Below are 12,786 nucleotides of genomic sequence, written 5' to 3' on the forward strand. Positions count from 1 at the left end.
GACAATGGAAAAGACATATAACCCGCAAGATATCGAACAGCCGCTTTACGAGCACTGGGAACAGCAGGGCTACTTCAAACCGAATGGCGACACCAGCCAGGAAAGCTTCTGCATCATGATCCCACCGCCGAACGTCACCGGCAGTTTGCATATGGGTCACGCCTTCCAGCAAACCATCATGGATACCATGATCCGTTACCAGCGCATGCAGGGCAAAAACACCCTGTGGCAGGCGGGCACCGACCACGCCGGTATCGCAACGCAGATGGTTGTAGAACGTAAAATCGCCGCCGAAGAAGGTAAAACCCGTCACGATTACGGCCGCGACGCGTTTATCGACAAAATCTGGCAGTGGAAGGCAGAATCCGGCGGTACCATTACCCGTCAGATGCGTCGTCTCGGTAACTCCGTAGACTGGGAGCGCGAGCGCTTCACCATGGACGAAGGCCTGTCCAACGCGGTGAAAGAAGTGTTCGTCCGTCTCTATAAAGAAGACCTGATTTACCGCGGCAAGCGCCTGGTCAACTGGGACCCGAAACTGCGTACCGCGATTTCCGATCTCGAAGTTGAAAACCGCGAGTCCAAAGGCTCCATGTGGCACCTGCGTTACCCGCTGGCCGATGGCGCTAAAACGGCAGACGGTAAAGATTACCTGATCGTCGCCACCACCCGCCCGGAAACCGTTCTCGGTGATACCGGCGTGGCCGTTAACCCGGAAGATCCACGTTATAAAGACCTGATTGGTAAATTCGTGGTACTGCCGCTGGTTAACCGCCGCATTCCTATCGTGGGCGACGAGCACGCGGACATGGAAAAAGGCACCGGCTGCGTGAAAATCACCCCGGCGCACGACTTTAACGACTACGAAGTTGGCCGCCGCCATCAGCTGCCAATGATCAACATTCTGACCTTCGACGGGGATATCCGTGAAGCCGCAGAAGTGTTCGATACCAACGGCGAAGAGTCCACCGTTTACGCCTCCGATATCCCGGCTGAATTCCAGAAACTGGAGCGCTTTGCGGCACGTAAAGCCGTGGTCGCGAAGTTCGACGAAATGGGCCTGCTGGATGAAATCAAACCTCACGACCTGACCGTGCCTTACGGCGACCGTGGCGGCGTGGTTATTGAGCCAATGCTGACCGACCAGTGGTACGTGCGTACCGCCCCGCTGGCAAAAGTGGCGGTAGAAGCCGTTGAGCAGGGCGACATCCAGTTCGTGCCTAAGCAGTATGAAAACATGTACTTCTCCTGGATGCGCGATATTCAGGACTGGTGTATTTCCCGTCAGCTGTGGTGGGGTCACCGTATCCCGGCCTGGTACGACGCGGAAGGCAACGTGTACGTTGGCCGCAACGAAGCGGAAGTTCGCGCCGAAAACAACCTGGGTGCCGACGTGGCGTTGAACCAGGACGAAGACGTGCTGGATACCTGGTTCTCCTCTGGCCTGTGGACCTTCTCTACCCTGGGCTGGCCGGAAAACACTGAAGCGCTGCGCACCTTCCACCCGACCAGCGTGATGGTCAGTGGCTTCGACATCATCTTCTTCTGGATTGCCCGCATGATCATGCTGACCATGCACTTCATCAAAGATGAAGATGGCAAGCCGCAGGTGCCGTTTAAGACCGTCTACATGACCGGCCTTATTCGCGATGACGAAGGCCAGAAGATGTCCAAATCCAAAGGCAACGTTATCGACCCGCTGGACATGGTGGACGGCATCTCTCTGGAAGATCTTCTGGAGAAACGTACCGGCAACATGATGCAGCCGCAGCTGGCGGAGAAAATCCGCAAGCGCACCGAGAAACAGTTCCCGAACGGCATCGAGCCGCACGGCACCGACGCCCTGCGCTTCACCCTGGCGGCGCTGGCCTCTACCGGCCGCGACATCAACTGGGACATGAAGCGCCTGGAAGGCTACCGTAACTTCTGTAACAAACTTTGGAACGCCAGCCGCTTCGTGCTGATGAACACCGAAGAGCAGGATTGCGGCTTCAACGGCGGCGAAATGGTGCTGTCTCTGGCCGATCGCTGGATCCTGGCCGAGTTTAACCGCACCGTGAAAGCGTACCGTGAAGCGCTGGACAGCTACCGCTTCGACATCGCCGCCAACATCCTGTACGAGTTCACCTGGAACCAGTTCTGTGACTGGTATCTGGAACTGACCAAGCCGGTTATGAACGGCGGTTCTGAAGCGGAACTGCGCGGCACCCGCAATACGCTGGTGAACGTGCTGGAAGGTCTGCTGCGCCTGGCGCACCCGATCATTCCATTCATCACCGAAACCATCTGGCAGCGCGTGAAAGTGCTGAAAGGGATTACCGCAGACACTATCATGCTGCAGTCATTCCCGGCCTACGATGCGTCTCAGGTTGATGAAGCAGCGTTCGCAGACACCGAATGGCTGAAGGACGTGATCACCGCGGTGCGTAACATTCGCGCCGAGATGAACATCGCCCCAAGCAAACGTCTGGATGTGTTGCTCCGCGGCTGCAGTGAAGAAGCGATTCGTCGCGTGAGCGAAAACCGCACCTTCCTGCAGAACCTGGCTCGCCTGGAAAGCATCACCATCCTGCCAGTCGATGACAAAGGTCCGGTTTCCGTGACCAAAATTATCGACGGCGCAGAGCTGCTGATCCCGATGGCCGGTCTGGTAGATAAAGCCGCGGAGATCGAGCGTCTGGCGAAAGAAGTGGCGAAGATCGAAATCGAAATCGGCAAGATCGAAGGCAAACTGTCCAACGAAGGCTTTGTCGCTCGCGCGCCGGCTGACGTTGTCGCCAAAGAACGTGAGCGTCTCGAAGGCTTTGCCGACGCCAAAGCGAAGCTGATTGAGCAGCAGGCCGTTATCGCCGCTCTGTAATCAGCCCCTGGCATAATTCGCCCCGCACTTCGGTGTGGGGCGTTTTTTATCCAGCTTGCGCCCTCCGTAATGAAGTGCTATTAACTGCTTTTATCCTTCCCTAAGCCTATGAGTCACATGATGAACACCACAGCCCCGGTCGATGTGAAGCTCCAGCTGCGCCGGATTGCTGCCGAAGATAATTCGGCTATCGCCCGGGTTATTCGCCAGGTGTCCGCCGAATACGGCCTGACCGCCGATAAAGGCTACACCGTTGCCGACCCGAATCTTGACGAGCTTTATCAGCTCTACAGCCAGCCAGGCCATGCGTACTGGGTGGTAGAAATCAACGGCGAAGTGGTGGGAGGCGGCGGCGTGGCGCCGTTATCGTGTAGCGAGCCAGATATTTGTGAGCTGCAGAAAATGTATTTCCTGCCGGTGGTTCGCGGCAAAGGGTTAGCCAAGAAACTGGCGCTGCAGGCGCTGGATCACGCCCGGGCTCAGGGCTTCAAGCGTTGTTACCTGGAAACTACCGCGTTTCTGAAAGAAGCCGTTGGCCTGTACGAACATTTAGGTTTTGAGCATATTCCTGCCCCACTCGGCTGCACCGGACACGTGGATTGCGAAGTCACCATGCTCAAAACGCTGTAATCTTCTGCGAAATGGCGGGCATCAGTTCAGCCAGTGCACGCCATCTTCAGGCTGGAAGTAGCCGTTGTAGCGCATCTGAAAAGCGGTGATCTCCGACTTCTCTGGCTCCATTTCTCGTAAAAACCCCAGCGCCAGGCGAACCTGAGCGTCGGTTATCGGCGTGGCAAGCCGCACCTTTTGCAGCCGCCGGTACCATTGCTGGAGATTTTGATCGCTGCCGTCGACAATCACCATCTGCCAAATCAGCAAAACCTGCGCCGCATTTTGCAAATGGGACTCATCCGGGCGGTGCAAATACTGTAAAAACGCGTCGCCCTGCGCTTTCCCCATCTGATCGATCATCGATTCTACCGGCACCACGTCGATCCCCAGGCGCTCACTCAGCCGGCGAATGGCCCGCCGTGAATCCGACGTTAACACCCGAAAGCCGACAATAAACACCACGCAAAGCGTGGCTAACATAATCCAAATCATGAAGTTAAACACCCGGCAGCTGAACGACAATTTGCTATCAATGAATGCCAGGCAGTATAGCGCAATCACTTTTCCTGGTAATGCCTCACGCTGGCGTTATTCGCGGGCATAAAAAAGCCCGGCGTTATGCCGGGCTGGAACAGTTCAAAATGCGCTTAAGCGATCTTCAATTGCTGAATTTTTTTCTCGCGGCGAATTTTTCGCTCTTCAAATACGGCGACGATGGCCATCAGCACGATACAGCCGATTGCGGCGGCGTCCAGGGCAGCAAAGGTGCCAGCCCAGCCGGTGAGGCCGAAAATTGGCGTCCCGTCAGCAATCATCCCCAGACCCAGCTTGGCGAAGCTGTCGCCGATCAGGTAAGCGAAGGTGCCTTTGATACCGTCCGCCGCGCCGATAGCTTTCTTAGGCACGAAGCCAACGGCCGCCACGCCAATCAGCAGTTGCGGGCCAAAGACCAGGAAGCCAAGAGCAAACAGCGAAGCCAGGTAAACGTACTGGTTGCTCGCATGCTGGTACACGCCCAGCGTAGCGATGATTAATGCCAGCGCCACGCAGGCCACCAAAGCGCGGCGGCCGTTGGCAAGATCGGACAGCCAGCCCCACAGCAGCGTGCCAACCAGCGCGCCCACTTCAAACAGGGTGAAGCCCTGAATTGCCACTTCTTTGGAGAGTTTCAGCTCCTGGAAAGCGTAGACGGTGGACCACTGGTCGATGCCGATACGCACCACGTACAGGAAGATGTTGGAGAAGCACAGCAGCCAGATCACTTTGTTTTTCAGCACGTACTCAACAAAGATCTGCCATTTGGTCATCGAATTGTCTTCGGCTTCTTTGTCTTCTTCGCTGACCTCTTCGCCAAACAGCTCTTCGGCGGTGCCGAGGCCGTAGGATTCAGGGGAATCGCTGCCGTAGCGCAGGGCAATAAAACCGACAATCAGGGCGATAACGGACGGGAAGATAAACATCCCGATAACGTGGCCGTTAAACAGGTAGTTAGCGCCAAACAGGGCCACACCGGCCGCGCCAGCACCGCCCAGGTTGTGGGAGATGTTCCACATGCCCAGATAGCTGCCGCGCTTGCGGCGTGGCGTCCATTTGGTGATGGTCGAGTAGCTGCACGACCCGCCGGTGCTCTGGAAGAAACCGCTCAGGGCGTAGAAGGCAATCATCAGGAACAGGCTAACCGAGCCTGCGCCCATGCTGGCGCTGAAGCCGAGCATACAGATGGCGGAAAGGATCAGCATAAACGGCAGGAACTGCTTAGTGTTTTTGCCGTCCGCGTAATAGGAAACCAGGGTCTTGCCCACGCCGTAGGTAATGGAGAAACCGAGGCCGATCATCCCCAGCTGCGTCATGCTCAACCCGTAGGTGGAAATCATGTCGTTCTGGGCGATGTTAAAGTTTTTGCGGATCAGGTACATCGTCAGGTAGCCAATAAACACCACCAGATACGACTGCATAAACGGTTTGAACCACATTTTTCGCCGCACTTCGAGCGGCAGATCCAGGGTGGGCTTACGCACCTGGTTTAGAAAGGCCAGCATGGATGACTCCTGATTTGAATACCTGCTTAATGGCAGGCATTGTAAAAATCAGCGAGTAAACTGGCCTGAGACAGCGTCCAGGCCGAACCGGGAAAATTTCCTAGTTTTGCCCTTTATGGCGCAAAAGGGTGAGGAGTATCACGCTTCGTTAGCCTCGCGCGGGGCCTGAGCGTTCAAGAACGGTAGCAGCAGCAAAGCTGATATCCCGGCGGCAATCGCGATCACGGCGAAAAAGCCGCTCCAGTGCCAGATGTCGATCACCCGCGCCAGCGGCCAGCCGGAAAGCGATGCGCCAAGGTAGGCAAACAGCCCGACAAATCCCGTCGCCGCGCCCGCAGCCTCTTTGTGCGAGCATTCTGCCGCCGCCATGCCAATCAGCATCTGCGGCCCAAACACGAAGAAACCGGTGGTAAAGAAACAGGCCGCCTGCATCACGTAGCTGGCAAAGGGCATCAGCCACAGCGAGCCCACGGAAAGCAAAATACCTGCCGCGAAGATCAGGTTCATCGGGCCACGGTTACCGTTGAACAGTTTGTCCGAGCCCCAGCCCGCTACCAGTGCGCCGATAAATCCGCCCAGCTCAAACATGGTCACCGCTGAGTTGGCGGTAACCAGCCCGACGCCGAGCGTTTCGGACATATAAAGATTGCCCCAGTCATTAATCGCCGCCCGCACCACATACACCAGCACGTAGCACAGCGAGAGCAGCCAGATGTAAGGGTTAACCAGCACGTACTTGTAGAGGATTTCTTTGCGCGTCAGCCCCGCGCCTTCCTGCTGCTGGGCGATCTCCAGGGCGTCATGCTGCCAGTCCCCCACCGCAGGCAAGCCCACGGTTTGCGGCCTGTCGCGCAGCCGCCAGCAGAGGAATAACCCGGCGATGATAGCCAGGCCTCCGGCAATCATCATCCCGACACGCCAGCCGTACTGCAGCGCCGCGGCCCCCATGATGATCGGGATTAGCGCCCCGCCTACGTTGTGCGCTGTGTTCCAGACGGCCCACCAGCCGCCGCGCTCGCTGCGGGAATACCACGCCGTCAGCAGCCGGGCACAAACCGGCGATCCCCAGCCCTGGAAAAAGGCGTTCAGCGCCCACAGCAGCGCAAACGCCCACAGCGAGGTCGAGAAGCCAAACAGGATATTCACAACGCCGGTGGCTATCAGCCCGATGCCCATAAAGTAGCGGGCATTGGAAAAGTCGCTGACAATCCCGGAGAAGAACTTCGACAGGCCATAAGTGATGTAAAACAGCGTCGCCAGCAGGCCGATATCGGTTCGCTCCATCACGCCGGTGGCGAGGATTTCCGGCGCGGCGGCGTTAAAGCTTTTGCGGGTGAAATAAAACAGCGCGTAGCCGAGCCAGATAGTGATCAGGATATGACGACGCCAGTAGCGGTAGCGGGCATCAATCTCACTTTTGTTGCTAAGCGGCGCGACGCTTGCCGGGACCTTTAAAAAACTGAACATGCTCGTCCCTCAAACATAACGTAATGGCAGACTAACGCTGACGCGTGTGCCGTGAGTGCAGGAAATAGCGAACGTCCCGCCCAACGCTGTCACGCGTTCGCGCATGCCGGTTAGCCCAAAACCCTGCTGCCCGGAACCCGGCGGCAAACCGCTGCCATCGTCTTCAATGACCAGCATCAGCCGCTCGTCCTGTTGCCAGCCCTGGAGCGTTACCGCGCTGGCACTGGCGTGCTTCACGATATTATTGAGCCCTTCCTGGCAAACGCGGAACAGCGTCACGCGCTGCCCCTCGCTAAGCAGAGGTTCATCGATTTGCCAGTTGATATGGCCGACGATACCGCGACTTTCCAGCTCCATCTCGCGCATCAGGGAACGAATCGCCTGTTCGAGCGATAAATCATCCAGCTGGCGCGGGCGTAAGCGCCCCAGCAGACGGCGAACCGAGTCATATACGCCCAGAGAAAGCTGTTCGATATGCGCCCCGCTGCGCTTAACGCCTTCACTTTCTGGCGCCAGCCGCTGCACAATCCCGGCCTGGGTGCGGATCGCCGTGATGGTCTGCCCAATGTCGTCATGCAGTTCGCGCGCCACTTCCCGCCGCACGCTTTCTTCGGTTTCCAGCAGGCGTTCGGCCAGGCGGCGATTTCGCGCCAGCTCCGTTTGCAAAGACTGGTTCAGTTCACGCAGGCGCTGAATCCCCGCCCCCAGCAGCAAGCCAGTCAGGCTTTGAGCCAGCAGCGACAGCAGAAGGTCTACCGGATGATCGTGCCAGGTCTGGCTGGCGATCAGCGCGATGGCGTTCATCAGGGTGGCAATCAGCGCCCCCTGCCAGCCGTAGTGCCAGGCCAGGGCGATAATCGGCAGCGCCAGGCAGAACGGCGTAAAACGGGAGAGTTCGGCAGGTAAACCCAGCTGCAGCCAGAGGCTGACGGCAAACAGCAGTAAATACCAAATCAGATGCCGCCCCCGCCAGTTGACCGGCTGTGAAACCAGCGCCGGGCCAAGAGGTTGCCAGACAGTGCTGGTCAGATAGTGCCAGAGCACCAGGCAGGTCGGCGCCAGGGTTAACCCGCCGGTCAGGGTCAGCAGCAGCGCATTCAGGGCATCGCTGCCCTGGTTCAGCCACGGCAGCGACTGAAGCAAAGCGGCCGCGATAAGCGCCGCTCCCTGCCGCAGCAGAGTCCGCCAGTCACGCTGATGCCGATAGCGGGAAATCAGCGCCACCGGCAGGACGGTGAACACGCCGCCCACCATTAACAGCGGCAGATGCTCCAGCGCCACTTCCTGCGCGAGCCAGAAAAGCATTAGCCACTCCGCCCCCAGCAGAACCGGCCAGTAGCCGCGCGGGCATTGCAGCATCAGCCCTAAGCGCAATCCAAAAGGAAACAGCAGTACCGCCAGCTCAGGCCGTTCCACCAGATGCAGGCTAATGCTCCACAGGCAAAACCAGCCGGCGGAAAAGATAAAGAAACTGGCGATAACGGCGATCAGCCGCGAGAAGAAAGGCCGCATTACCAGCCGTCAAACAGGCGTCGCGCCAGCGCCACATCGTTGCTGACGTCGAGCTTTTCCATCAGGTTGGCGCGGTGCACGTGCACCGTCTTTGGCGATAGCCCCAGTTCGGTAGCAATCTCTTTTACCGCCATGCCCTGCGCCAGTTTTTCCGCCACCTGCCGCTCGCGCTTCGTCAGCGGATCCTGCCGCCCGGCAGCCAGCTTCATGGCGATGTCCGGCGTCAGGTAGCAACCACCCGTTGCTACCGTACGCACGGCGGCAATCAGTTCGTCGGGGCTGCAGCGTTTGGATAAAAAGCCGCGCGCGCCAGCGTTCAGCGCCTGCTCCACCAGCGCCGGGCTGTCGTGCACCGACAGCATGATGATCGCCATCCCTTTCGGCAACTGGCTTAGCAGCTCCAGCCCGGAAATGTCCGGCATCGAGATATCGCAAATGCACACCTGCACGCCCTGCCCCGGCAGCCCCGCCAGCGCCTCGCGCCCGGAACCAAACTCGGCCACGACCTGAAAATCCGCCTCCAGCCCAAGAAGTTGGGCAAAACCAGAGCGGACGATAAGGTGGTCGTCGATAAGGGCAATAGCGGTCATGATGCTTTCCAGGAAGGTAAAAAAACGCGCTTACCTTAGCGGCAAGCGCGTGACTGTTCAAGTCTTAAGCGATTCTGATGCTCTGGCTGCGGATTATTCCTGCGCAACCGACAGGCGAATGATCCCGGCCGCGCGGGCCGGAGGCAGCTGTAGCACGTTGCGCCACAGTTCCTGAACCTGGTTGCAGACCAGCCCCTCTTTGCCGACCCCGTTATGCGGGTTCGACATTAGCTGGAGATCGCTCCCGTAGCGCCGGGTCAATTGCTGCACGATGGGCTGAATGTCTTTTCGAGCCTGCTCGCGTTCGGCATCGGTCACGCTGTGTTTGTCCTCGCCGTAGGCGGAGCGCATCATCGCCGCATCCACCTGCATACGGCGCATCGTCACATCCTTAGGCAGAATTTTCGTGGAGTTGATGCCGCCTTTCACGTCCGGAAACAGGAAGCGGAAACAGGCGTCATCGCTGGATTTTTGCACCATAGCCGTTTGCTGCATGTTCACCTGCATAAACGCCACGACGTTGTCATCCGTCGCGCTTTGCAGGCGCTTCGTCTCCACGGCGAGGATCTGCGGCTGGATGGTGTCGATCACTTCCTGCTCGGTTTTCCCCTGCTGGTGCATCTCTACCGCCTGCTGGCGAATGGACATCCACAGCGCGGGCTCCTGCTCTTTCAGCACCTGGTAAACCGGCATCTGGGCCATAGCATCATCCAGCCCCGCCAGTTCCTGCCCGGCCCGCTCGCGAGGGAGAAGGTATTTTACGTCAAAGATGTTCCACGCCATGATCGCAACCAGCGCAATGACCACCGCGCCCGCTTTACCGACCCAGCCCTTCTTGCGAAAAACCGCGACCACCGCGGCGATCGCAGCCCCGATATAGCCTGCAATAATGACGTGGGTCCAGTTCATGGTACATCCTTCTACTCTGCTGCGGGTACGCCGCTGTGGAAACGAAACTCGTCGTCATGACTTTGAATAAGCCCGGCCTCAAGCTTGCCAAAGAAACGAACGCGTTCACTGATATCGCCCCCGGCAATCTGCTCCGCCAGGGTTAAATAATCCTGATAATGACGCGCCTCAGAACGCAGCAGCGACAGGTAAAAACGCTGTAGTTCATCATCCAGGTGCGGCGCCAGCGCGGCAAATCGTTCACAGGATCGCGCTTCAATGTAGGCCCCGCAAATAAGCTTATCGACCAGCATCAGCGGTTCATGAGTGCGAGTTTCACTCAGTAAACCTTTAGCGTAGCGGCTGGCGGTAATTTTGGCGTACGGGATGTTACGGGCAATCATAATTTCCCGCACCTGCCAAAAATGGTGCAGCTCTTCTTTGATAAGCAACACCATGCTGTCGATAAGCTGCTGCCCCCAGCCGTTTGCCGTTTTCGGCATGATGCTTTTGCTCAGCCCTTTGTGGAGCGAGAGAAAGTCCGGTTCCTCGCCATCACGGAAGGTAAAGGCTTCATAAGGCTGCAGCCAGGCCAGCAGCGCCTGCGAACTGTCTTTATCGGCAACGTATTTGCGGATCAGCAGCATCGCGGTTTGCGCGGCTTTCAGCTCGCACACCATGTGGTCGGTTAACAGCAGCGGCAGATTTTCCGGGCGGCGGGCTTTATGAATCCATGCTTCGGGCGTTGGGCACTGCAGGAATTGGGTAATCGGGGAGAGGAGTTGCTGGTAGTCCATGGGGTATCCTGAAGCGCAGCGGCTGAACGCCGCTGCACCGCTGACTTTTAGTGACGAACGCCGTCGTCGTCTTCGTCCTGATATTCGTCGTCTTCGTCGCCTTCCTCACCCTCTTCGCCGTTCGGGTCTTCGAAGTAGGTGCCCCAGCCGTCGTATTCCACGCCGAATTTCTCTGCCAGATTCAGCAGTTGTTCAACCTGGGCGCCGATCAGTTCAGCATTCAGCGCGCATTCGCTCAGAATGTCGCAGCAAATAACGGTATCGCCTTCTTCTACTTCCAGCTCTTCCGGGTCGGTCACTTCATAACCCAGCTTGAACGCTTCAACGGCGGCTTTCTCCAGCGTTTCAAAATCATCCGCAGAAAGGTGGTGTTCAATGGTGTACAACGCGTCAGGATCGCTCCCGTCGTCCAGCAGTTCTTCAATGATTAAACGTGTTTCTTCGCGCTGTTCTTCCAGCTGTTCTGGATTTGCCATGGCCCTTTCCTCAAATGTGTCGGCAGATACTCTCATTTTCACACACGCCGGGGTTTGCCTCCACCTTTCACCGCAAAGTTTTAAAACATGGGGTTGCAATTGAATATTCATACATATAAATTGAATTTTAATTCAATTAAGGCTTGCGCCACGCGAGGAAAAAATGAGTCACTTCTATCAGAAAAACTTTCTTAAGCTGCTCGATTTTACCCCTGCCCAACTGAACGAATTGCTGGCTCTGTCCGCCAAGCTGAAAAGCGACAAGAAAAAAGGAACAGAAATTCAGCGCCTTACTGGTAAAAATATTGCGCTCATCTTCGAAAAAGATTCGACTCGTACTCGTTGCTCTTTCGAAGTTGCCGCTTACGACCAGGGTGCACGCGTCACTTATCTCGGCCCAAGCGGCAGCCAGATTGGGCATAAAGAATCAATTAAAGATACCGCACGCGTACTCGGGCGGATTTATGACGGCATCCAGTACCGTGGCTATGGCCAGGATATCGTCGAAACCCTGGCCAGCTATGCGGGCGTGCCGGTGTGGAACGGGCTGACCAACGAATACCACCCGACCCAACTTCTCGCGGATTTACTCACCATGCAAGAACACTTGCCGGGTAAAAGCCTGAATGAGATGACGCTGGTTTACGCCGGGGACGCACGCAACAACATGGGTAACTCCATGCTGGAAGCCGCAGCTCTGACTGGACTGGATTTGCGCCTGGTGGCACCTAAAGCCTGCTGGCCGGATGAAAAGCTGGTCGCCGAATGCAAAGCCATGGCCGAAAAGACGGGCGGGAAAATCACGTTAACCGAAGATGTTGCCGAGGGCGTTAAAGGGGCGGATTTCATCTATACCGACGTTTGGGTGTCGATGGGCGAGGCCAAAGAGAAGTGGGCCGAACGTATCGCCCTGCTGCGCCCTTATCAGGTCAACAGCGCCATGCTGGCGTTAACCGGTAACCCGCAGGTTAAATTCCTGCACTGCCTGCCGGCGTTTCACGACGATCAAACCACGCTGGGTAAGCAAATGGCGCAGGAGTTCGATCTGCACGGCGGCATGGAAGTCACCGACGAAGTTTTTGAATCCTCCCACAGCGTGGTGTTCGACCAGGCTGAGAACCGGATGCACACCATTAAAGCCGTGATGGTCGCCACGCTGGCAAACTAGTTTCTTCGCTCCCAGGGCTTCTCCTGGCCCCTCGTCGGTTATCCGTCCGAGGGGTTTTCTTTTCTCTCGCCTGGTTATTACTAAAAATGTTGCACATTTGATGCACCACCAGCATTTTTTATGCACTAAAAGGACATAACCTCATCTCCCTCTCTTTTTATGCCCCATACAACAGTCTGTTTTCATTGAAATAAAAAGAATAAATTCGCTGCGCTCACAGTTTGCATGCACGGCATTAGTAGCAAAATAAAAATAACTATTTCTCCCTGCGTTTCCCTTCACGGCATTAAACAGATTTCATAATGAATAATCATGCAAATAGAAAACGTAAAACAATTTAAATCAATGAGTTATGACATTCATCATTAGGAATAAAC

General features: G+C 56.7%; 11 protein-coding genes. 3 read left to right on the plus strand and 8 right to left on the minus strand.

Annotated elements, in window-relative coordinates:
- Positions 1 to 4: 4 nt before the first annotated feature.
- Positions 5 to 2,860, plus strand: a complete 2,856-nt coding sequence (locus LH23_RS02520; protein WP_039287966.1) for a valine--tRNA ligase — start codon at positions 5 to 7, stop codon at positions 2,858 to 2,860.
- A 108-nt stretch (positions 2,861 to 2,968) separates the two neighbouring features.
- Complete coding sequence (locus LH23_RS02525; RefSeq protein ID WP_156107002.1) at positions 2,969 to 3,490, plus strand: GNAT family N-acetyltransferase; 522 nt, start codon at positions 2,969 to 2,971, stop codon at positions 3,488 to 3,490.
- A 21-nt stretch (positions 3,491 to 3,511) separates the two neighbouring features.
- On the opposite strand, the gene LH23_RS02530 is transcribed toward LH23_RS02525, so the two are convergent.
- From LH23_RS02530 to rraB, 8 genes are all read right to left on the minus strand, one after another.
- Positions 3,512 to 3,964 (minus strand): DUF1198 domain-containing protein, encoded by a 453-nt coding sequence (locus LH23_RS02530; protein WP_039296328.1) that lies wholly within the window; start codon positions 3,962 to 3,964, stop codon positions 3,512 to 3,514.
- A 155-nt stretch (positions 3,965 to 4,119) separates the two neighbouring features.
- Entirely contained in the window at positions 4,120 to 5,511 is a 1,392-nt protein-coding gene (gene uhpT, locus LH23_RS02535) for a hexose-6-phosphate:phosphate antiporter (RefSeq protein WP_039287968.1), read from the minus strand.
- 138 nt (positions 5,512 to 5,649) lie between these two features.
- Positions 5,650 to 6,978, minus strand: coding sequence for an MFS transporter (locus LH23_RS02540; RefSeq protein WP_039287971.1), 1,329 nt, complete (start codon positions 6,976 to 6,978; stop codon positions 5,650 to 5,652).
- Between the two features lie 9 nt (positions 6,979 to 6,987).
- Positions 6,988 to 8,490, minus strand: coding sequence for a signal transduction histidine-protein kinase/phosphatase UhpB (uhpB, locus tag LH23_RS02545; RefSeq protein ID WP_039287974.1), 1,503 nt, complete (start codon positions 8,488 to 8,490; stop codon positions 6,988 to 6,990).
- Positions 8,490 to 9,080: a transcriptional regulator UhpA gene (gene uhpA / locus LH23_RS02550; RefSeq protein WP_039287977.1), complete on the minus strand. Its 591-nt coding sequence runs from the start codon at positions 9,078 to 9,080 to the stop codon at positions 8,490 to 8,492. Before uhpA ends, uhpB begins: the two co-directional genes overlap by 1 nt.
- A 93-nt stretch (positions 9,081 to 9,173) precedes the next feature.
- Positions 9,174 to 9,989 carry a hypothetical protein gene (locus tag LH23_RS02555; RefSeq protein WP_039287980.1) on the minus strand — a complete coding sequence of 272 codons (816 nt, stop codon included), beginning with the start codon at positions 9,987 to 9,989 and terminating at the stop codon, positions 9,174 to 9,176.
- A gap of 11 nt (positions 9,990 to 10,000) precedes the next feature.
- On the minus strand, positions 10,001 to 10,765 hold the full coding sequence (gene miaE / locus LH23_RS02560; RefSeq protein WP_039287983.1) for a tRNA isopentenyl-2-thiomethyl-A-37 hydroxylase MiaE: 765 nt from the start codon (positions 10,763 to 10,765) through the stop codon (positions 10,001 to 10,003).
- Between the two features lie 47 nt (positions 10,766 to 10,812).
- A complete protein-coding gene (gene rraB / locus LH23_RS02565; protein WP_039287986.1) occupies positions 10,813 to 11,241 on the minus strand; it encodes a ribonuclease E inhibitor RraB in 429 nt (142 codons plus the stop codon).
- Positions 11,242 to 11,404: 163 nt separating this feature from the next.
- On the opposite strand from rraB, the gene argF reads away from it, so the two are divergent.
- Positions 11,405 to 12,409 carry an ornithine carbamoyltransferase gene (gene argF, locus LH23_RS02570; RefSeq protein WP_039287990.1) on the plus strand — a complete coding sequence of 335 codons (1,005 nt, stop codon included), beginning with the start codon at positions 11,405 to 11,407 and terminating at the stop codon, positions 12,407 to 12,409.
- The last annotated feature ends 377 nt before the right edge of the window (positions 12,410 to 12,786 follow it).

Source organism: Cedecea neteri, from assembly GCF_000758305.1.
GTDB lineage: Bacteria > Pseudomonadota > Gammaproteobacteria > Enterobacterales > Enterobacteriaceae > Cedecea > Cedecea neteri_C.

What these genes read in the sequence shown, in the direction of transcription:
- LH23_RS02520 (WP_039287966.1), top strand. Translation starts at nt 5, where the DNA reads ATGGAAAAGACATATAACCCGCAAGATATCGAACAGCCGCTTTACGAG.
- LH23_RS02525 (WP_156107002.1), top strand. Translation starts at nt 2,969, where the DNA reads ATGAGTCACATGATGAACACCACAGCCCCGGTCGATGTGAAGCTCCAG.
- LH23_RS02530 (WP_039296328.1), bottom strand. Translation starts at nt 3,964, where the DNA reads ATGATTTGGATTATGTTAGCCACGCTTTGCGTGGTGTTTATTGTCGGC.
- uhpT (WP_039287968.1), bottom strand. Translation starts at nt 5,511, where the DNA reads ATGCTGGCCTTTCTAAACCAGGTGCGTAAGCCCACCCTGGATCTGCCG.
- LH23_RS02540 (WP_039287971.1), bottom strand. Translation starts at nt 6,978, where the DNA reads ATGTTCAGTTTTTTAAAGGTCCCGGCAAGCGTCGCGCCGCTTAGCAAC.
- uhpB (WP_039287974.1), bottom strand. Translation starts at nt 8,490, where the DNA reads ATGCGGCCTTTCTTCTCGCGGCTGATCGCCGTTATCGCCAGTTTCTTT.
- uhpA (WP_039287977.1), bottom strand. Translation starts at nt 9,080, where the DNA reads ATGACCGCTATTGCCCTTATCGACGACCACCTTATCGTCCGCTCTGGT.
- LH23_RS02555 (WP_039287980.1), bottom strand. Translation starts at nt 9,989, where the DNA reads ATGAACTGGACCCACGTCATTATTGCAGGCTATATCGGGGCTGCGATC.
- miaE (WP_039287983.1), bottom strand. Translation starts at nt 10,765, where the DNA reads ATGGACTACCAGCAACTCCTCTCCCCGATTACCCAATTCCTGCAGTGC.
- rraB (WP_039287986.1), bottom strand. Translation starts at nt 11,241, where the DNA reads ATGGCAAATCCAGAACAGCTGGAAGAACAGCGCGAAGAAACACGTTTA.
- argF (WP_039287990.1), top strand. Translation starts at nt 11,405, where the DNA reads ATGAGTCACTTCTATCAGAAAAACTTTCTTAAGCTGCTCGATTTTACC.